This window comes from Sphingomonas sp. Leaf62, from assembly GCF_001421915.1.
In the GTDB taxonomy this organism is placed as follows: Bacteria; Pseudomonadota; Alphaproteobacteria; order Sphingomonadales; family Sphingomonadaceae; genus Sphingomonas.
On the sequence record NZ_LMLN01000004.1, the window covers coordinates 148,173 to 167,177 of the forward strand.

18 protein-coding genes are annotated in these 19,005 nt (G+C 67.7%); 13 read left to right on the forward strand and 5 right to left on the reverse strand.

Annotation, left to right across the window (positions count from 1 at the left end; all coding sequences use genetic code 11):
* Nucleotides 1-84: 84 nt before the first annotated feature.
* Together ASE91_RS03775 and ASE91_RS03780 are read right to left on the reverse strand one after the other, a co-directional pair.
* Complete coding sequence (locus tag ASE91_RS03775) at nt 85-1,377, reverse strand: homoserine dehydrogenase (protein ID WP_056623036.1); 1,293 nt, start codon at nt 1,375-1,377, stop codon at nt 85-87.
* Between the two features lie 216 nt (nt 1,378-1,593).
* Nucleotides 1,594-2,547, reverse strand: coding sequence for an isopenicillin N synthase family dioxygenase (locus ASE91_RS03780; RefSeq protein ID WP_056622781.1), 954 nt, complete (start codon nt 2,545-2,547; stop codon nt 1,594-1,596).
* A gap of 119 nt (nt 2,548-2,666) precedes the next feature.
* On the opposite strand from ASE91_RS03780, the gene ASE91_RS03785 reads away from it, so the two are divergent.
* The 4 genes from ASE91_RS03785 to ASE91_RS03800 are packed head-to-tail and all read left to right on the forward strand — an operon-like array spanning nt 2,667 to nt 5,382.
* Complete coding sequence (locus ASE91_RS03785; RefSeq protein WP_056622783.1) at nt 2,667-3,953, forward strand: multidrug effflux MFS transporter; 1,287 nt, start codon at nt 2,667-2,669, stop codon at nt 3,951-3,953.
* A 54-nt stretch (nt 3,954-4,007) separates the two neighbouring features.
* Nucleotides 4,008-4,349: a hypothetical protein gene (locus ASE91_RS03790; protein WP_056001134.1), complete on the forward strand. Its 342-nt coding sequence runs from the start codon at nt 4,008-4,010 to the stop codon at nt 4,347-4,349.
* The gene (locus ASE91_RS03795; RefSeq protein WP_056622785.1) at nt 4,346-4,987 is read left to right on the forward strand and encodes a hypothetical protein; all 642 of its coding nucleotides are present in this window, start codon (nt 4,346-4,348) and stop codon (nt 4,985-4,987) included. Before ASE91_RS03790 ends, ASE91_RS03795 begins: the two co-directional genes overlap by 4 nt.
* A complete protein-coding gene (locus ASE91_RS03800; RefSeq protein ID WP_056622788.1) occupies nt 4,984-5,382 on the forward strand; it encodes an acyl-CoA thioesterase in 399 nt (132 codons plus the stop codon). Before ASE91_RS03795 ends, ASE91_RS03800 begins: the two co-directional genes overlap by 4 nt.
* Nucleotides 5,383-5,519: 137 nt before the next feature.
* Here ASE91_RS03800 and ASE91_RS03805 read toward each other — a convergent pair whose 3' ends face one another.
* Nucleotides 5,520-6,242 carry an SIMPL domain-containing protein gene (locus tag ASE91_RS03805; RefSeq protein WP_162233614.1) on the reverse strand — a complete coding sequence of 241 codons (723 nt, stop codon included), beginning with the start codon at nt 6,240-6,242 and terminating at the stop codon, nt 5,520-5,522.
* 194 nt (nt 6,243-6,436) lie between these two features.
* Between ASE91_RS03805 and ASE91_RS03810 the strand changes: the two genes are divergently transcribed.
* The 9 genes from ASE91_RS03810 to ASE91_RS03850 all read left to right on the forward strand — a co-directional run bounded on the left by ASE91_RS03810 (nt 6,437) and on the right by ASE91_RS03850 (nt 16,954).
* Complete coding sequence (locus ASE91_RS03810; protein WP_056622793.1) at nt 6,437-7,645, forward strand: efflux RND transporter periplasmic adaptor subunit; 1,209 nt, start codon at nt 6,437-6,439, stop codon at nt 7,643-7,645.
* Nucleotides 7,646-7,649: 4 nt separating this feature from the next.
* Nucleotides 7,650-10,847: an efflux RND transporter permease subunit gene (locus ASE91_RS03815; protein ID WP_056001123.1), complete on the forward strand. Its 3,198-nt coding sequence runs from the start codon at nt 7,650-7,652 to the stop codon at nt 10,845-10,847.
* 87 nt (nt 10,848-10,934) lie between these two features.
* Nucleotides 10,935-12,200 (forward strand): DUF445 domain-containing protein, encoded by a 1,266-nt coding sequence (locus ASE91_RS03820; protein ID WP_235530295.1) that lies wholly within the window; start codon nt 10,935-10,937, stop codon nt 12,198-12,200.
* Between the two features lie 249 nt (nt 12,201-12,449).
* Nucleotides 12,450-13,112, forward strand: coding sequence for a ligase-associated DNA damage response endonuclease PdeM (gene pdeM, locus ASE91_RS03825; protein WP_056001116.1), 663 nt, complete (start codon nt 12,450-12,452; stop codon nt 13,110-13,112).
* Nucleotides 13,113-13,215: 103 nt separating this feature from the next.
* Nucleotides 13,216-14,343, forward strand: a complete 1,128-nt coding sequence (metX, locus tag ASE91_RS03830) for a homoserine O-acetyltransferase MetX (protein ID WP_056622799.1) — start codon at nt 13,216-13,218, stop codon at nt 14,341-14,343.
* Entirely contained in the window at nt 14,340-14,774 is a 435-nt protein-coding gene (locus tag ASE91_RS03835; protein ID WP_056622802.1) for a GNAT family N-acetyltransferase, read from the forward strand. The genes metX and ASE91_RS03835 overlap by 4 nt, the downstream gene beginning before the upstream one ends.
* A gap of 32 nt (nt 14,775-14,806) precedes the next feature.
* Nucleotides 14,807-15,394, forward strand: a complete 588-nt coding sequence (metW, locus tag ASE91_RS03840; RefSeq protein ID WP_056623038.1) for a methionine biosynthesis protein MetW — start codon at nt 14,807-14,809, stop codon at nt 15,392-15,394.
* 29 nt (nt 15,395-15,423) lie between these two features.
* On the forward strand, nt 15,424-16,116 hold the full coding sequence (locus ASE91_RS03845; protein ID WP_056622805.1) for a hypothetical protein: 693 nt from the start codon (nt 15,424-15,426) through the stop codon (nt 16,114-16,116).
* 40 nt (nt 16,117-16,156) lie between these two features.
* A complete protein-coding gene (locus ASE91_RS03850; RefSeq protein ID WP_056622810.1) occupies nt 16,157-16,954 on the forward strand; it encodes a DUF72 domain-containing protein in 798 nt (265 codons plus the stop codon).
* Between the two features lie 3 nt (nt 16,955-16,957).
* Here the strand turns inward: ASE91_RS03850 and ASE91_RS03855 are convergent, their stop codons facing one another.
* Both ASE91_RS03855 and tsaD read right to left on the reverse strand, forming a co-directional pair.
* A complete protein-coding gene (locus ASE91_RS03855; protein ID WP_056622812.1) occupies nt 16,958-17,932 on the reverse strand; it encodes an NAD(P)H-dependent glycerol-3-phosphate dehydrogenase in 975 nt (324 codons plus the stop codon).
* Nucleotides 17,929-18,969: a tRNA (adenosine(37)-N6)-threonylcarbamoyltransferase complex transferase subunit TsaD gene (tsaD, locus tag ASE91_RS03860; protein ID WP_056622814.1), complete on the reverse strand. Its 1,041-nt coding sequence runs from the start codon at nt 18,967-18,969 to the stop codon at nt 17,929-17,931. Before tsaD ends, ASE91_RS03855 begins: the two co-directional genes overlap by 4 nt.
* Nucleotides 18,970-19,005: the final 36 nt, after the last annotated feature.

Consider the following 19,005-nt stretch of genomic DNA (forward strand, 5'->3'; position numbering starts at 1 on the left):
TTCCTAGGGACATACGCCGGTCGCCAAATTCAGGCGGCGATCCGGTACCCGCGACAATCGCGACAGCATGCTACAATGCGACGCTCACGCGCCCAGCACGTGCATCCACATCGGTCGGCCGAGCACGCTGGTCGAGCTTTCCAGCTTCTCCAGCGCCTGCGCGACGCTGCGCTCCGGCCCTTCATGCGTGACGATCGCCACCAGCACGCTGCCATCGGCATTCGCGCCGCGCTGTATCAGGCTTTCGATCGACACGCCGGCATCGCGCATCGCCGCGGCGATTTCGGCGAGGACGCCGACCTTGTCGGTGACCTGCAACCGCAGATAGGCGCGCCCGCGACGGTCGCCGGTCGGTTCGGGGGCCGCCGGGGTCAGATCGGCGACCGGCATCGCATAGGGCGGGCCGAATTCGCCACGGGCAATGTCGATCAGGTCGGCGACCACCGCGCTGGCCGTCGGCCCATCGCCGGCACCGCGCCCCTGAAAGAACAGCCGCCCGACGAAATTACCCTCGGCGACCACGGCATTCAGCGACCCGGTAACATGCGCCAGCGGGTGGTCGAGCGGCACGAGGTGCGGATGGACCCGCTGGAACAGCCCGCGCGGCCCCGCTTCCCCCACTCCGACCAGCCGGATGCGATAGCCGAGTGCCGCCGCTTCGGCGATATCGGCGGCCAGCACGTGGCGGATGCCGGTGACCGCCACCGCATCGAACGCCGGCTGCGTATTGAAGGCAAGGCTGGCGAGGATCGACAGCTTGTGCGCGGCATCGACGCCGTCGATGTCGAAGCTCGGATCGGCTTCGGCAAAGCCCAGCGCCTGCGCCTCGGCCAGCACCTCGGCGAAATCACGCCCCTCGGCCTCCATCTTCGACAGGATGAAGTTGCAGGTGCCGTTGAGGATGCCGAAGACCTGCAAAATCTCGTTGGCCGCCGCCCCTTCGCGCAGGCCCTTGACGACCGGCACGCCGCCCGCGACCGCCGCCTCGAACTTCAGCGCGACACCCTTGCCCTCGGCGGCCTTCGCCAGTTCGAGGCCGTGATGCGCGATCATCGCCTTGTTGGCGGTGACGAAGCTCTTGCCCGCTGCCAACGCGCCGCGCGCCAGCGTCAGTGCCGGGCCATCCGATCCGCCGATCAGTTCGACCACGACATCGGCATCGCCCGCCTGCACCAGCGCGGCGGTGTCGTCGACCCATTGGTAGCGCGACAGGTCGACGCCACGATCGCGGCTGCGGTCCCGCGCCGATACCGCGACGACCTCGATCGGGCGACCGGCCCGGCGTGCGATCAGCGCGCCGTTGGTTTCGATCAACCGAATCACGCCCGCACCCACGGTTCCAAGGCCGGCAATGGCGACGCGGAGCGGTTCGGTCATGATATCCTCGGTTCGTTGCGACATAAAATTGCGGCCGGAGCGTCGCCCCGGCCGGTTTCGTATCTCTAATGGGTGCGACGCGGGAGGGAAAGGGTGTTGGGTACACCCATCGTCATCCCCGCGCAGGCGGGGATCCATAGACGCCAGCGTTTCGAACGAACCGTGACGACAGCGTTCGTGGATTCCCGCCTTCGCGGGAATGACAGGGAGCACGGCTTACGGCTTGATCAGCCCGATCTCGACCAGCCGCTGGTAGAGATAGTCGTGGGCGGTGATCGGCGTTTCGTAGCGATTGGGGCGTTCGTCCGAGATACAGCCCGGCAGCGTCTCAATCAGGAAATCGGGGGCGGGATGCAGGAAGAACGGCATCGAATAGCGCGAATGGCCGCGCCGTTCGGGGGCCGGATTGACGACGCGGTGGGTGGTCGAGGGCAGGACATGGTTGGTCAGACGTTGCAGCATGTCCCCGACATTGACGACCATTGCCCCCGGCGGCGGTGCGACCGGCAGCCAGCGCCCGTCGCGGTCGAGCAGTTCGAGACCCGCTTCCTCCGCCCCCAGCAACAGGGTGATAAGGTTGATGTCCTCATGCGCGCCGGCGCGCACTTCGGGCGCATCGGCCGCAACCGGCGGATAGTGGAGCAGGCGCAGCACCGAATTGCCGTCCTTGACCGCAGGATCGAACCAGTTCGGCGCCAGCCCGAGATAGCGCGCGATCGCCGACAACAGCCGGTCGCCCGCCGCATCCAGCGCGGCGAACAGGTCGAGGAACGCCTCGCGAAACCCCTCCGGCCGGTCGGGCCAGACATTGGCGGGCATGACGTCGCCATAGCGGTGCCCGGCGGCAAGTTCGCGGCCGACATGCCAGAATTCCTTCAGATCGACATGGGTCGCGCCCTTGGCGATCTCGGTCTTGAACGGGGTATAGCCGCGCGCACCGCCGCCGCCCTCGACGAAATAGCCGCGCTTTTCCGCCTCGGGCAGGTCGAAGAACGCCTTCGTCATCGCCCATGCGCGGTCGATGATGTCGCTATCGACACCATGGTCGGATACCATCGCGAAACCGAAGCGTTGGAACGAGCCGCCGAAATCGCGGGCAAAGCCATCGGGGTCCTGATCCGCTTGCGCCATTGAAATCAACGGAACCTGCGAAAGCGGCGTGTCGGCCATGGGTCTCAAATCCTGAAAGATACCGGAACGAAGCCATGAAGATAGACGCCCGGCCCGCCCACGAACAGGGTCATCCTTTGCGTGACGCAGCGCCCGAGTTCCGGCATGGGGATGATGCGATGCAACAACGATCCGATCCCCTGTCGCCTGACACCGCCGCCGCGTCGGCTGCCGCCACCCCCGCACCTGACGGCGCCGGGTCGGCGGACCGTTCGCCGTTGCCGTTCGGGGAGTTCGTGACGCTGATCGCGGCGCTGATGGCGTTGACCGCGCTGGGCATCGATTCGATGCTGCCCGCGCTGCCCGCGATCGGCGACGCGCTGGGCGTCGCCGAACCCAATACGCGGCAGTTCGTCGTCACCTCGTTCCTGCTCGGCTTTTCGATCGCGCAGCTGGCCTATGGTCCGCTCGCCGATCGCTATGGCCGGCGGCCGGTGCTGATCTTTGCGCTGATCGCGAGCACGATCACCAATCTGGTCGCGGCGGTATCGGGCAGCTTCCTGCTGCTGCTGATCGCACGTTTCGCATCGGGCGCGGCGGTGGCGGGCGGACGCGTGGTCACCGTGGCGCTGGTGCGCGACTGTTATTCGGGGCGGGCGATGGCGCGGGTCATGAGCCTTGCCTTCATCTTCTTCATGGCCGCCCCGGTGCTGGCGCCGACCTTCGGCCAGTTCGTGCTCGCCTTCGCATCGTGGCGCTGGATCTTCGGCGGGATCGCGATCGTCACCGCCGCGGTGTTCGCGTGGTTCGTGCTGCGGATGCCCGAAACGCTGGCCGAATCGGACCGCGCGCCGCTCGACCCCAGCCGGATCATGGCCGGTTATCGCATCGTCCTGCGCGATCGGTATGCGGTCGGCTATACCGTCGCGGCGGCGCTGCTGTCGGGCGGGCTGTTCGGCTTCGTCGGGTCGATCCAGCAGATCATGGAAGTGACGTTCGGCCGCCCGAAGCTGCTGACGGTCGTGTTCGCCTGCGTCGCGGGCACGATGGCGGCGGGGTCGTTCTTCAATTCGCGGATCGTGATGCGCTTCGGCACGCGGCTGATCTCGCACGCCGCCTTGCTGGGGCTGGTCGCGGTTGCGGCGGTCCATCTGGCCATCACGCTCGCCGGTCTCGAATCGCTCACCAGCTTCATCATCCTGCAGGCGATCATGATGGCCTGTTTCGGTCTTGCCTCCTCCAACTTTTCGGCGATGGCGATGGAGAATATGGGGTCGATCGCCGGCACCGCCTCGTCCTTGCAGGGATTCGTGTCGATGCTGGGCGGCGCGGTGCTGGGCGCGCTGATCGGTCAGGCATTCGATGGGACCACCGTGCCGCTCTATGGCGGGTTCCTGTTCCTTGGGCTGATCGCGCTGCTCGTCGTGTTTCGTACCGAACATGGCCGCCTGTTCCGCCGCGGATAGGAACCGGGGCGCGATGCGGCGGGTTTCCCTGTCCTAACCAGCAGGAGTCACGCGATGGGTGGTCATCAGGTAAATGGTCAGGGGTCGGGCGACGACGGCTATGACGAGGACGGCTATGACGAAAGCCAGCGCGCCGAAATCCTCGAAGCGACCCGCGACGGACCCAGCGACGGCACGATCCTGACCGACCTCGAACCCGATCTCGGCCTGTCCGACGATGAGGACGAGGACGAACTCGACATGGTCGACGACGAGCTCGCCGAAGAGGATGAGACGGTCACGATCACCGGGCAGGGCGATCAGGCCGAGGACGAGTTGCAGGAAGATTTCGACGAGGACAATCTGGCCGAAGACGGCGACCTTGCCGATGCCGATCGGGACGCGATCGAACCGTGAGGACGGCGGCGGTTGCCGGGCTGGCGGTGCTGCTGTCGGCGTGCGGCGGCGGCGAGGCGGGTAACGAGATGGCGGCGGCGAACGACGCCGCCGTCGCTGCTGCCGAATCGACCCCCGTTGCCGGTGCCCCGACACCGGTGACGCCGTCAACCAAATTGCCGCCCGGCGACGGCATTCCCGGCGTATCGGCCCCGCCCCCGGCCAATGACGTCCGCGCGGTCGCCACACCCGATCCCATGGCGACCGAAGCAGGTCCACAGGAAGCGGTGGCGGTGCTGAACCGGTATTTCGCCGCGATCGACAGCGGGCGATATGACGATGCCTACCGCCTGTGGAACGGGCGTGGCGAGGCGGCCGGCATGTCGGCCAAGGCGTTCGCCGATTCCTTCGCCAAATACACCGAGTATCGCGCGACGATCGGAACGCCCGGCCGGATCGATGCCGGGGCCGGGCAACGCTATATCGACATACCGGTACGGGTAATCGGACGGTTGCGGGACGGGACGCCGGTATCGCTCGCCGGGCCGATCACGCTGCACCGGACCGGCGATATCGACGGCGCGACCGCCGAACAACGGTCATGGCGTATCCAGACCAGCGGGCTGAAGCCGCGCCCTGCGACCGCCCCTACGCAATGAGCCCGCCTCGCTACACCCGACAGATCACCGCCGGTCCCGACGACATCGATGAGCTGGGCCATGTCAACAACGCCGTCTGGGTCCGCTGGATTCAGGACGTGGCGGTCGCGCACTGGCACGCACTGGCCACGCCCGAACAACATGCGGCCTATGTCTGGGTCATCACCCGCCACGAAATCGACTATCGCGGCAGCGTCCTCGACGGGGAAACGGTCACCGCCGAAACCTGGGTCGCCGATGGACCGAAGGGGGCGAGGTTCGACCGGCTGATGCGGTTTACCGGCACGGATGGCCGGGTGAAGGTCGATGCCCGCACGACATGGGCATTGCTCGACCGGCAGAGCGGGCGACTGCTGCGCGTGCCTGCCGAGGTGGTCGATCGGTTTACGCGATAACCGTCCATCACTCCCGCGAAGGCGGGAGTCCATACACGCTACCGGCGCGGCCCGTGTCGCCAACGTAAGCGCCTATGGATTCCCGCCTTCGCGGGAATGACGAAGGAGGCTTCCCCGGTTGAGAGATCCGCCTGCGATCACCGCAGCAGGAAGCGGACCGAGACATTGATCGTCATATCCTGTTCGCCCGCCGCGACCGGCGTCGAATCGGCCATTTTCACCATGCGCGCCATTTGCAGCATCGGCATCGGCGGCTGCGGCAATTGTCCGCCGTCCTCCGCGATCAGCAGGATGCGGTCGACCCGCAGCCCGGCAGCGCGGGCATAGAGATCGGCACGGGTACGCGCCCGGCGGATCGCGTCGGTGCGGGCTTCGTCGAGCGCGGCATCGGCGGCATCGACCGACAGCGTCGGCCCGTCGATCTGGTTCGCGCCCTGCGCCACGAGTGCATCAAGGATCGCGCCGCTCTTCGCCACGTCGCGGAACCGGACCGCGACACTGTTGCTCGCCTGATAACCGGTGATCGCCGGGGGCTGGTTTTCGGCATAGCGATATTGCGGCTGCAACTGGATCTGGGCCGTCTGGATATCGCGATCGGCGACCCCGGCGCGGCGCAGCGCGGCGACGACGCGGGTCATGCGCTGGCTGTTGTCCGACAACGCCGCCGCGGCCGTCGCCGCCTGACTGACCACCCCGGCGCGGATGGTGGCGATGTCGGGCACGCGCGTCGCCTTCCCGGTCGCGCTGATGTCGAGCAGCGTCCCGTCGGTCAGGACCGGCGCCGACGCCGACACCGTCGATTGCGCGGCGGCGGGAAGTGCGGTGCCGATGGCGGCAAGGATCAGGACGGAACGGAGCATCGACAATTCCCTTTCGACTATAGTCACGACGAACGACCGGTCGTTACGCATCCGCCGCAAAACGTCGCATGAACGCAATCGATGCAGCCCTTGCCGTGCTTATCGAAAAACGCGATGTCTATGCTTGAGGGAAGTGCTGTATTCGGGTAATACAGCATGGAATTGGCTGGGGGCCTTCCAACAGGATGGGGTGGATGAATTACGAATCGACGTCGATCGCGGGTGACCGCCAGCTTCTGACCGGACCCGACGGCGCGAAACGTTCGCGCCGCCGTGCCGTCATCGTCGGGATCGTGATCGTCCTGCTCGTCCTGCTCGGTGCCTTCTGGGCATTCGGTCGCAAGGGGGGCGACGCGCCGGCCGCACAGGGTGCGCCGCCCGCCGCTGCCGGCGGTACGCTGCCCAAGGTGACGGTGGTGGTTCCCGGTCGCGACACGGTGACCCGTGCGGTCACCGGTACCGGATCGCTCGCTGCCCGCCGGGAAATGCCGGTCGGCGTCGTCGGCGAAGGCGGTCTGGTCACGCGGGTATTCGTCGAGCCGGGCAGCTGGGTAAGCGCCGGACAAGTGTTGGCGACCGTCGATCGCTCGGTCCAGGCGCAGACCGCTGAATCGCTGTCGGCGCAGGTGCGCGTCGCCCGCGCCGATGCGCAGATCGCGCAGACCGAACTCGACCGTTCGAACCAGCTGGTCGAGCGCGGCTTCGTGTCGAAGGCCGATATCGATCGCAAGACCGCGACCCGCGACGCCGCCAACGCCCGCGTACGGGTGGCGCAGGCACAGCTGGCCGAGACGCAGGCGCGCAACCGCCGCCTCGACATCCGCGCGCCCGCCGCCGGCCTCGTGCTGACTCGCGCGGTCGAGCCGGGTCAGGTCGTCGGCAGCGGCAGCGGCGTGCTGTTCCGCATCGCGATGGGCGGGCAGATGGAAATGCGCGCGCAGCTGTCCGAGGCCGATCTCGCCAATGTCCGCGCCGGTTCGGCGGCGCAGGTCGTGCCGGTCGGCGATACCCGCGTGTTCAAGGGGCAGGTGTGGCAGGTCGCGCCGATCATCGACCCGCAGACGCGACAGGGTATCGCCCGGATCGCGCTGAACTACGACCCGGCGCTGCGCCCCGGCGGTTTTGCCAGCGCGCGCATCGCGGCGGGTGCCTCGACCGCGCCGCTGCTGCCCGAATCGGCGGTGCTGAGCGACGACAAGGGCAGCTATGTCTATCTGGTCGATGCCCAGAACAAGGTGATCCGCCGCGACGTCCGCGTCGCCGAAGTGTCGGACGAAGGTGCGCTGATCGCCTCCGGGTTGATCGGTGACGAACGCGTGGTCGCAAGCGCCGGCGCGTTCCTGAATGTCGGACAGGAGGTGGTGCCGGTACGCGCCGCCGCCGCTTCCGCTCGCAAGGAATAGCGCCATGGGCTTTCGCAACATTTCGGCATGGTCGATCCGGAACCCGGTACCGCCGCTGGTGCTGTTCCTCGCGCTGACGATCGCCGGGATCGTCAGCTTCATGCGCATGGACGTGAACCAGGACCCGGATATCGAATTCCCGGTCGCGATCGTCGTGATTACCCAGCCGGGTGCTGCGCCTACCGAACTCGAAACGCAGGTGACGCAGCGCGTCGAGGCGGCGGTGCGATCGCTGCAGGGCATCGACCAGATCGAATCGAGCGTTACCGAAGGATCGTCGCAGACCGTCATCCAGCTCGATATCGGCACGCCGATCGACCGCGCCGTCAACGACGTGCGTGAAGCGGTGAACCAGATTCGCGGCCAGTTGCCCGACGGCATCCTCGAACCGCAGGTCTTCCGCGCGAATACCACCGACAAGGATCTGGCGTCGTGGACCGCGATCGCCGACGACATGACCGCCGAACAGCTCAGCTGGTACGTCGACAATACCGTCGCCAAGGAATTGTTGGGTATCGAGGGCATGGCGACCGTCGAACGCGTCGGCGGCGTCGACCGCGAAATCCGCGTGACGCTCGACCCCGCCCGGTTGCAGGCGCAGGGGCTGACCGCCAGCCAGGTCAATCAGGCGCTGCGCCAGGTCAATCTGAACGCGGCGGGTGGTCAGGCAGAAATCGCCGGCACGCAGCAATCGGTCCGCGTGCTCGGCAACGCCGCCACCGCCTATGCCCTGTCGCAGACGCAGGTGCCGGTCGGCAGTGGCCGCTCGGTCCGGCTGGCCGACATCGCCGACGTCCGCGACGCCTATGCCGAACCTACCAGCCGCGCCGAATATAATGGTCGCCCGGTGCTGGCGTTCGATATCAAGCGCGCCAAGGGCGCGTCGGACGTGACCGTGTTCCACGAGGCGGAAAAGAAGCTTGCCGACCTGCAGAAGCGCAATCCGCAGGTTCGCTTCGCCCTGCTGTCCAATTCGGTGAAGTTCACCGAAATCCAGTATCATTCGGCGATGACCGCGATGGTCGAGGGCGCGCTGCTCGCGATCGTCGTCGTGTTCCTGTTCCTGCGCGACTGGCGGGCGACGATCATCTCTGCGCTCGCCATCCCGCTGTCGGCGATTCCCGCCTTCTGGTTCATGGACATGCTGGGCTTCACCCTCAACCAGATGACGCTGCTCGCGCTCAGTCTGGTCGCGGGGGTGCTGGTCGACGATGCGATCGTGGAGATCGAGAACATCGTCCGCCACATGCGCATGGGCAAATCCGCCTATCAGGCATCGATCGACGCGGCCGACGAGATCGGCATCGCGGTGCTGGCGACGACGATGGCGATCGTCGCGGTCTTCCTGCCGGTCGGGTTAATGCCGGGCATTTCGGGCCAGTTCTTCAAGAATTTTGGCCTGACCGTCGTCGCGTCGGTGCTGATGAGCCTTGCCGTCGCGCGGCTCATCACGCCGATGATCGCCGCCTATTTCCTGAAGGCGCACGGATCCGCCAGCCATGGCGAAGGCTGGCTGATGGACCGGTATATGGGCGTGCTGCGCTGGACGCTGCGCCATCGCTGGTCGACGATCGTCGGCGGCGCCGTCGCACTGACGCTGACCGTCATCATGTTCATGGTCCTGCCGCAGACCTTCCAGCCGCCGCAGGACCGCGACCGCGTGACCGCCAGTGTCGAAATGGTGCCCGGCACCACCCTCGAACAGACCGCGGTCGTCGTGAAGCGCGTCGAGGATCTGTTGCGGGCGCAACCGCTGGTCAAATCGGTCTATTCGTCGAGCTATGCCGGCAACGGCCGGGTGACCGCCGAGCTGCTCGACAAGCCGAGCTTCGGCCAAAGCGTCCGCCACACCTTCGGGCTGGTCGACGACGCGACCTATGACGCGATGCGCAAGTCCAAGAGCACCGAGTTCGAACGCGGCCTCGCCCCCCAGCTCGCCGCCATTCCCGATGCGCGGGTAACCTTCCGGTCGCAATTCGGCTGGGGCGGGTCGAGCCGCGACCTGTCGATCACGCTGGGCGGCGACGATCCGGTCAAGCTGAACGAAACCGCGAACCAGCTGGTCAAGCAGATGGAAAAGCTGCCGATGGTCGTCGCCCCGCGCGTGTCGGGCGATCTGAAGCGGCCGGAGATCATCATCCGGCCGCGCAGCGACCTTGCCGCCAGCCTCGGCGTCACCACCGCCGCGTTGTCGGGGGCGATCCGCATCGCGACGCTGGGCGATATCGACCAGAACAGCGCGCGCTTCTCGCTGTCCGACCGGCAGATCCCGATCCGCGTCGCCCTGTCGCGCGATGCCCGGTCGCGGCTGTCGACGATCCAGAACCTGCCGGTCCCGACCGGCAATGGCGGATCGGTGCCGCTGTCGGTGGTCGCCGATATCGGCTTCGGCGCCGGCCCGACCAAGATCGACCGCATCAACCAGCAACGTCGTCTGGTCGTCGGCGCCGATCTGGCCCCCGGCGTGGTGTCGGGCGTCGCGCTGGAGGCGATCCACAAACTGCCGATCATGCAGAACCTGCCGCTGGGCGTCACCGAACTGACCGTCGGTCAGGCGAAGTGGCAGAGCGAGATGATCACCAACTTCATCGTCGCGGTGATTTCGGGCATCCTCCTCGTCTTCGCGGTGCTGGTGCTGCTTTACAAGCGGGTGATGCCGCCGTTCGTGAACATGGGATCGCTGTTCCTCGCACCGCTGGGCGGGCTGCTGGCATTGTGGATCACGGGCAACCCGATCTCGATGCCGGTCTATATCGGGCTGCTGATGCTGCTCGGCATCGTCGCCAAGAACTCGATCCTGCTGATCGATTTCGCGCTGGAGGAAATGGAGAAGGGCGTCGACAAGGAGGTCGCGATCCTCGATGCCGGGCACAAGCGTGCGCAGCCGATCGTGATGACCACCGTCGCCATGGTCGCCGGCATGGTGCCGACCGCGATGGCGCTGTCGGGCGACGCATCGTCTCGCGCGCCGATGGGCATCACCGTGATCGGCGGGCTGGCACTGTCGACGCTGCTGACGCTGCTGATCGTGCCGGGCGCGTTCAGCCTCGCGGTCGGGCTGGAACGCTGGGTCGGTCCGCGCCTGTCGCGGCGGCTGCTCACCTATCGTCCGGGCGATGGCGACCGGCCGGCGATCGAACATCAGCCGGGCGGGCAATTGCCGCCGGCCGACGGGCCGAAGTCGCTGCCGGCGGCGGAATGACCCATCGCCGTCCGGTTCGCGCCCGTCGCGAACCGGATGGCGATGCCAGCGATTGAACTTTCCCCGCAGCCGGCGATTGTTTCGCTGATGCCACGATCTTCCACCATCGCTGGGGCCGGCGATGCGGTTCCCCTTCCCTTACGCCGGATGCGGCGGCTCGCCACCTTCATGCTGGTGGCGATGGCGGCGCTGTTCCTGCTGTCGCGGCGGCTGGAGGGGGTCCACCCGGCATGGGGCTTCGTACAGGCCTTTGCCGAGGCGGCGATGGTCGGCGGCCTTGCCGACTGGTTCGCGGTCACTGCCCTGTTCCGCCATCCGCTCGGCCTGCCGATCCCGCATACCGCGATCATCCCGCGCAACAAGGACCGGATCGGCGACACGCTGGCCGCGTTCCTGCGCGACAATTTCCTGACCGCGCACGTCGTCGCGCGCCGCATGCACCGCGTCGACGCCGCCGCCGTCGCCGGCAAGTGGCTGGCCGACCCGGCGACGCGCAGCGGGCGGCTGCGGCATGGCGCGTCGCGGCTGGCGGTCAACGTGCTGGAGGGCCTCGACCCCGATCAGTTCGGGACGATGGTCCGTGGCGCGCTCGCCAACCGGCTGCGCGCGATGCGGGTGTCGCCCGCGCTTGGCCGCACGCTGGCGGCGGCGATCGCCGAGGATCGCCACCTGCCGCTGATCGACGCCATCATCCGCTGGACGTCCAAGACGCTCGACGCGAACGAGGAACTGGTCCGCACGATGATCCAGAAGCGCGCGGGTGCCGTGTTGCGCTGGACCGGGCTGGACGCGACGCTGGCGACGTCGGTGCTGAACGGCCTGCACAAGATGCTGGCCGACGTCGCCGAAGACCCGACCCATCCGCTGCGCGCCAAGGCGAACGAGGGCCTCGCGCTGCTGGCCCACGATCTGCAACATTCGCCCGAGATGCAGGCCAAGGTCGAACGGCTGAAGAACGAGCTGATCGAAAACCCGGCGCTGGCCGGCTGGTGGATGGGGGTGTGGGAAAAGATTCGCGGCGGCCTGCTGAACGCCGCCCGCAATCCCGACCGTGCGCTGGCCGGACCGATTGGCGAAGCGATGCGGCAACTGGGGCTGACGCTGCAATCCGATCCGGTACTGAAGGCAAAGGTCAATCGCTTCGTCCGCCGCGCGGTGGTCGGGGCGGTCGCCGATTATGGCGACGGCATCGTCCGGCTGGTGTCGGACACGGTGCGCGGCTGGGACGCGCAGACCATCACCGGCCGCCTCGAAAACGCGGTCGGGCGCGACCTGCAATTCATCCGGATCAACGGCACGCTGGTCGGTGGCACGGTCGGGCTGGCGATCCATGTGGTCGATATCTGGCTGTAACGTCGACGCTGGTGAACCTTCGAACGGCCCCTCCCTCATCGCCCCGGACCTGAGCAAGGCGTCTGCGCAAGTACCAATTCTCGACCCTGCCGTACCCCCACTTGCGTGGGGGTACGGCGAGTTTCGGCCAAGCTTGCGTCTTTCGCAAAGGTCTCGACCTGATCCGATGTGACAAAAGAACGACGACCGCGCAGATCGTTACGCCCTCATGGCTTGAGCATCCCCCCGGCTTGCGTCATAGGCGCGGCCATGGTTCGCCTTTCGTTCGCCGGTCACGCTTTCGATGCCCTGTCCGCCGGTGCGCTGTTCTGGCCGGCGCGGCGCGCGCTGCTGCTCGCCGACCTGCATTTCGAAAAGGCGAGCTGGTTCGCGCAGTTCGGGCAGATGCTGCCGCCCTATGATACGCTGGAAACGCTGGCGGGGATCGAGGCGGTGGTGGCGCGGACCCGGCCGGCCGAAATCTGGTGCCTCGGCGACAGTTTCCACGATGTCGGCGGCTGCGACCGGTTGGGCGACGAGGCGCAGACGCGGCTGCGCGCGCTGACGACGGCAAGCGACTGGACGTGGATCACCGGCAATCACGACCGGATCGTCGCCGACCATTGCGGTGGCCGGGTGATCGACGAAGCGGTCGTCGACGGACTGGTGCTCCGCCACGAAGCCGACCCAGCCGAACCCCGCCCCGAACTGTCGGGCCATTTCCACCCCAAATTGCGCGTCAGGCTGCGCGGACGGGGCGTGTCGCGCCGCTGCTTCGTGGCGACCGCGACCAAGCTGATCCTGCCCGCCTTCGGCTCGCTCACCGGCGGTCTCGACGCGGACCATCCCGAAATCGTCCGCGCGGTCGGTGGCCGGGCAGAGGCGTTGATCGCGCTGGAGGACCGGCTGCTGCGATTTCCGCTAGCTGCTTGACGGCGGTTTGAAAATGCGCAGTAGCGCGCGTTTCGCAGGCGGTGCCGACCCGATCCCACCGCAACGCTTGAACCCGGTGCCGAGCGCAATTACCGCAGCGCCCATGGATTCCCGTTTCGGTCCCGATCGCCGCGCGACACTGGCCACCCCGCTGGCGCTGGATGGCGGCGCGACACTGCCCGCGATCGACATCGCCTATGAAACCTATGGCACGCTGTCGCCCGCGCGCGACAACGCGATCCTGATCTGCCACGCGCTGACCGGCGATCAGCATGTCGCCTCCACCCATCCGCGCACCGGCAAACCCGGCTGGTGGTCGCGCATGATCGGGCCGGGCAAGCCGATCGACCTCAACCGCCATTTCGTCATCTGTTCGAACGTGCTCGGCAGTTGCATGGGATCGTCGGGACCGGCCAGCATCGATCCCGCGACCGGCAGCCCATGGGCGATGCGCTTTCCGGTGCTGACCATTCGCGACATGGTGCGCGCACAGGGGATGTTGCTCGACCATCTCGGCATCGACTGCTTGCGCGCGGTAGTCGGCGGGTCGATGGGCGGGATGCAGGCGCTGTCCTGGTCGGCGACGTTGCCCGACCGGGTGCAGGCGGTGGTGGTGATCGCCTCGACCGCGCGGCATTCGGCGCAGAACATCGCCTTTCACGAAGTCGGACGACAGGCGATCATGGCCGACCCCGACTGGCGCGGCGGCGATTATTATGCCGACGGGTCGCCGCCCGCCGCCGGGCTGTCGGTGGCGCGGATGGCGGCGCACATCACCTATCTGTCCGAAGCGGGTCTGACCGCCAAATTCGGCCGCAAGCTGCAGGCGCGCGCCGATGGTGCGGCCGGGACCAAGACCTTCGGCTTCGACGCCGATTTTCAGGTCGAAAGCTATCTGCGGCATCAGGGGCTGGCCTTTACCGACCGGTTCGACGCCAATTCCTATCTCTACATCACCCGCGCGCTCGATTATTTCGATCTGGCGGAGGAACATGGCGGGGTGCTGGCCAATGCGTTCCGCGCGACGAAGGCACGGTTCTGCGTCGTCAGCTTCGATACCGACTGGCTGTATCCGACCGCCGAATCGCGCAGCATCGTCCATGCGCTGAACGCTGCCGGCGCACCGGCCAGCTTCGTCGAACTGTCGTCGCCGTTCGGCCATGACGCGTTCCTGCTCGATTCGCCCGAACTCGACCGGATCATGCGCGGCTTTCTGGAGGCGGGCGCATGACCTTCGACCTTTCCGATGATCGCAACCGGCTCGACATCGCCCGTATCCATGGCTGGCTGGCATCGAGCTACTGGTCGCCCGGCATCGAGCGCGAGCGGGTCGAGCGCGCCATCGCCGGGTCGCAGCCGATCGGTGCCTATCGCGACGGTGTGCAGATCGGGTTCGCCCGCGCGATCACCGATCGGGCGACCTTCGCCTGGATCGCCGACGTGTTCGTCGACGACCGCACACGCGGGCAGGGCATCGGGCGGGCGATGGTCGGCTGGTTCGTCGATCACCCCGATCTGGCCGGTATCCGCCGCATCGGCCTCGTCACGGCGGACGCGCATGGCGTGTATGCGAAGCTCGGCTTCCAACCCCTGCTGCGGCCCGATCGCTATATGGAACGGTTGTCGGCGGAAGCGACGGCAATGCTGGAGGCGATGCCATGACCACGATCGCCGGATCACCGCGTCGGACTCCGCTGGCCCTGCGCCCCGACCTTGCGATCATCGCGGCCAATATCACGCCCGGTTCGCGCATCCTCGATGTCGGTTGCGGCGACGGGCAGTTGATGGCCGCGCTGCGCGACGAACGCGGCGTCGATGCGCGCGGGCTGGAAATCGATCCGGGCAATGTCGCCGATGCGATGGCGCGCGGGCTGTCGGTGATGCAGGGCGATGCCGATCGCGACCTTGCCGACTATCCCGACGCCAGCTTCGACTATGCGATCCTCAGCCAGACGTTGCAGACGGCGATGCGGCCGCATGTCGTGCTCGACCATCTGTTGCGCATCGGTGCGCAGGCATTCGTGTCCTTCCCGAACTTCGCGCACTGGCGGGTGCGCGCGTCGCTGCTGTGGGGCGGGCGGATGCCGGTGACGACGCTGTTGCCGCTCGAATGGTATGAAACGCCGAACATCCACCACGTCACCATCGACGATTTCCGGGCGTTCGTCGCAAAGCGGGGGATCACCGTCGTCGATGCGTGGTTCCTGTCGGGGGGCAAGCGTACCACGGCGGCGGCGGCGAATTTCCGTGCCGAACACGCGGTGTTCCTGCTGCAACGCTGATGCCGCGGGAACGAAGGGGAGTGAGAAAGATGCGTAGCCGCCTGCCGCTGGTCGTCGCCTGCGGGGTCGCCCTGCTTGCCGGCTGCGCCCGCAGGACGCCGGAGGTGGCGACCGTCACCCCGCCGACCATTCTGGTCCCGCCGCCCGCGCCGAAACCCAAACCGCCGCAGGGGGCCGCGCCGAACCTCGTCATCCCGGCGACCACGCCCGATGGCGGCTATGCCACGCTCAACCGGGGCCTTTCGCCCGATGCCGCGCTCTGGCACCTGCGCGCTGCGCTGAATGTCGCGGCGCTACAGTGCAACATCGGCGATCCGGCCGGGGTCGCGGCCTATAACCGGCTGCTGAAGGTACATGCCACCCGCTTCGCTGCGGCGTTCAAGGCGCTGGAGGCGGAGTATAAGCGCGGCGGCGGCGACTGGCAGGACCGGTTCGACGACGCGATGACCCGCGTCTACAATTACTTTGCGCAGCCGCCGGTCCGCGATACCTTTTGCGCACGCGCGCTGCCGATGTTGACACAGGTGGCCGACATGCCCGCCGGCGGGCTGGATGCCGTCGCCGCGCCGAATATCGAGGCGCTCGACCAGCCGTTCGTCGATTTCTACCGCGCCTACGACCGCTATCGCGCCGACCTGTCAACCTGGACCGCCGCACAGCCCCCGGTGCTGAGCGTCGACCCGCAAATTCTGACGACTTCTACGGACGTTACCGCCCACTGACCCCTTGCCAGCCCCCTCGCTACGCGACACCTTCGTCACCATGACCCACGCTCCCATTCGCATCGGCATCGGTGGCTGGACCTTCCCGCCATGGCGCGGCAGCTTCTACCCCGAAAAATGGCCGCAGAAGCGGGAGCTGGAGTTCGCGTCGCACGCGCTGACCGCGATCGAGATCAACGCGACCTATCACGGCACCCAAAAGCCGGCGAGCTTCGCCAACTGGGCCGCGACCGCACCCGACGATTTCGTCTTCGCGGTAAAAGCCTCGCGCTTCTGCACCAATCGCAAGATACTGGCGGAGGCCGGGGAATCGATCGCGAAATTCGTCGACTCCGGCATCACCGAACTCGGCGACAAGCTCGGTCCGATCCTGTGGCAGTTCATGGCGACCAAGAAATTCGACGCCGACGACTTCGCCGCCTTCCTCGCATTGCTGCCCGCAACCCATGCCGGCGTGAAGCTCCGCCATGCCATACAGGTCCGCCACGACAGCTTCCATGTTCCCGAATTCGTGGACATGGCGCGCACGGCGGGCGTCACGATCGTCTATGCCGACTCGGCCGACTATCCGGCGATTGCCGACATCACCGGCGATTTCGTCTATGCCCGGCTGGAAAACGCGGTTGAGGACGTGGCCACCGGTTATGACGACGCCGCGCTGGACCACTGGGCGAAGGCGGCACGGACGTGGGCGACGGGTGGTGCGCCGGACGGCCTGCGCTATGCCGACCCGGACCAGCCGCCCGTAAAGCCCCGCGAAACGTACATCTTCTTCATCAACGGCGCGAAGGTGCGTGCGCCAGCCGGCGCGCAGGCGCTGATCGATCGCGTCAAATAGCCGCTACATGCCCTCGCGGCGTAGCGGACGGCTGAGCAGCGTATCAATCACCTGCCCCACCGGCATGCCGGTCAGCAGCGCACCGACCGCCGCCGTCACCGGCATGTCGACGCCGGCGTCGGCCGCCGCCTCGCAGAGCACCGGCGCAGTGAACGCCCCCTCCGCTACGGTCCGACGGTCCGCAAGCAGGTCGGCGGCGGCGCGCCCCTGTCCCAGCCCGACGCCCAGCGAATAGTTGCGCGACGCGGTCGACGAACAGGTCAGCACCAGGTCGCCCAGCCCCGACAGCCCGGCCAACGTTTCGGCCCGCGCCCCGCGCGCCAGACCGAAACGGGTCATCTCCGCAAAGCCCCGTGCGATCACCGATGCGCGGGCGTTTTGGCCCAGCCCGGCCCCCTCGACCACGCCACAGGCGATGGCCAGCACGTTCTTGACCGCCCCGCCAATCTCCGCCCCAATCACGTCGTCGCTGGCATAGGGCCGGAAACCCGGTGCGGCGAGCCGCTCGGCCAGCCGGTCGCGCAAGGCGGCATCGGCGCAGGCGAGGGTAACGGCGGTCGGCTTGCCCGCCGCGACCTCGTGCGCGAAGGTCGGACCGGACAGCACCGCCACCGGAGCCTGCGGATGGACCGCACGCGCGACCTCGCCGACCAGCATCCGGCTGCCTGCCTCGATCCCCTTGGCACACAGCACCAGCGCGCGGTCGCCGACGTCGATCGTCGACAGCACGGCGCGGACATGCTGGGCGGGGGTCACCACCAGCAGCGCGTCGGCTGAGTCGAGATCGGCGCTGTCGGTCGTCGCGCGAATGGCCGATGACAGCCTCACGCCGGGCAGGAAGACCGGATTTTCGCGGGCATCGTTGATCGCATCGGCGACGGCAGGCTCGCGCACCCACAGCGTCACATTGCCCCCGCGCGCGGCGACCTGTGCCAGCGCGGTGCCCCATGCCCCGCCGCCGATGACCCCGATCCTCATGCCTTCACCCCTGCCCCGCGCACTTTTTCCGCCGATGGATCGAGCGGCCAGCGCGGGCGCGCCGCCACGTCGAGCGGATCGCTATGCCCCGCCATGAACCGCTCCGCCCCGGCCCATGCGATCATCGCTGCATTGTCGGTACACAGCCAGAGCGGCGGCGCGACGAAGCGCAGACCGTTGGTTCCGGCCAGCCCCTCCAGCGCGCCGCGCACCGCGCGATTGGCGGCGACCCCGCCCGCCACGACCAGCGCGCTGACCGGCCCCGCCAGTGTCAGCGCCAGCCGCGTCCGGTCGAGAAGACAGTCGACCACCGCCTGCTGAAATGACGCGGCGATATCCGCCACCGAATAGCTGCCGGCGTCATGCGCGCGCAGCACCGCGCTCTTGAGACCGGCGAAGGAGAAATGCGGATCGGGCGTACCGAGCAGCGGGCGCGGCAACGGCACTGCCCGCGCATCGCCGTCCAGCGCCGCCGCCTCGACGCGCGGGCCACCGGGATAGCCCAGCCCGAGCACCTTGGCGGTCTTGTCGAACGCCTCGCCCGCCGCGTCGTCGATCGTCGTGCCGAGGCGGCGATAGCGGCCAACCCCGTCGACGCGCAGCAACTGGCAGTGCCCGCCCGATACCAGTAACAACAGATAGGGATAGGCGAGATCGGGATCGGTCAGCCGGGGCGACAGCGCGTGGCCCTCGAGGTGATTCACCGCCACCAGCGGCTTGCCCGCCGCCAGCGCCAGCGCCTTGGCCATCACCAGCCCGACCATCACTCCGCCGATCAGCCCCGGCCCGGCGGTCGCGGCAATCGCGTCGACATCGCCGAGCGCCACGCCGGCATCGGCCAGCGCCCCTTCGACCAGCGACGGCAGAATCTCGACATGGGCGCGCGCGGCGATTTCGGGAACGACGCCGCCGTAAGGGGCATGCGCCGCTTCCTGTCCGGCAAGGCGATGCGACAGGATCGTGCGGTCGCCACGGACGAGCGCCACGGCGGTTTCGTCGCAGCTGGATTCGATACCGAGGATCAGGGGGGTGGCCATCCATCCGGCCTTAGCGCGGATTGACCGGCGGTGCGA

Coding starts and splice junctions, on each gene's coding strand:
- ASE91_RS03775 (WP_056623036.1), bottom strand. CDS start 1,377: ATGACCGAACCGCTCCGCGTCGCCATTGCCGGCCTTGGAACCGTGGGT.
- ASE91_RS03780 (WP_056622781.1), bottom strand. CDS start 2,547: ATGGCCGACACGCCGCTTTCGCAGGTTCCGTTGATTTCAATGGCGCAA.
- ASE91_RS03785 (WP_056622783.1), top strand. CDS start 2,667: ATGCAACAACGATCCGATCCCCTGTCGCCTGACACCGCCGCCGCGTCG.
- ASE91_RS03790 (WP_056001134.1), top strand. CDS start 4,008: ATGGGTGGTCATCAGGTAAATGGTCAGGGGTCGGGCGACGACGGCTAT.
- ASE91_RS03800 (WP_056622788.1), top strand. CDS start 4,984: ATGAGCCCGCCTCGCTACACCCGACAGATCACCGCCGGTCCCGACGAC.
- ASE91_RS03805 (WP_162233614.1), bottom strand. CDS start 6,242: ATGCTCCGTTCCGTCCTGATCCTTGCCGCCATCGGCACCGCACTTCCC.
- ASE91_RS03810 (WP_056622793.1), top strand. CDS start 6,437: ATGAATTACGAATCGACGTCGATCGCGGGTGACCGCCAGCTTCTGACC.
- ASE91_RS03815 (WP_056001123.1), top strand. CDS start 7,650: ATGGGCTTTCGCAACATTTCGGCATGGTCGATCCGGAACCCGGTACCG.
- ASE91_RS03820 (WP_235530295.1), top strand. CDS start 10,935: ATGCCACGATCTTCCACCATCGCTGGGGCCGGCGATGCGGTTCCCCTT.
- pdeM (WP_056001116.1), top strand. CDS start 12,450: ATGGTTCGCCTTTCGTTCGCCGGTCACGCTTTCGATGCCCTGTCCGCC.
- metX (WP_056622799.1), top strand. CDS start 13,216: ATGGATTCCCGTTTCGGTCCCGATCGCCGCGCGACACTGGCCACCCCG.
- ASE91_RS03835 (WP_056622802.1), top strand. CDS start 14,340: ATGACCTTCGACCTTTCCGATGATCGCAACCGGCTCGACATCGCCCGT.
- ASE91_RS03845 (WP_056622805.1), top strand. CDS start 15,424: ATGCGTAGCCGCCTGCCGCTGGTCGTCGCCTGCGGGGTCGCCCTGCTT.
- ASE91_RS03850 (WP_056622810.1), top strand. CDS start 16,157: ATGACCCACGCTCCCATTCGCATCGGCATCGGTGGCTGGACCTTCCCG.
- ASE91_RS03855 (WP_056622812.1), bottom strand. CDS start 17,932: ATGAGGATCGGGGTCATCGGCGGCGGGGCATGGGGCACCGCGCTGGCA.
- tsaD (WP_056622814.1), bottom strand. CDS start 18,969: ATGGCCACCCCCCTGATCCTCGGTATCGAATCCAGCTGCGACGAAACC.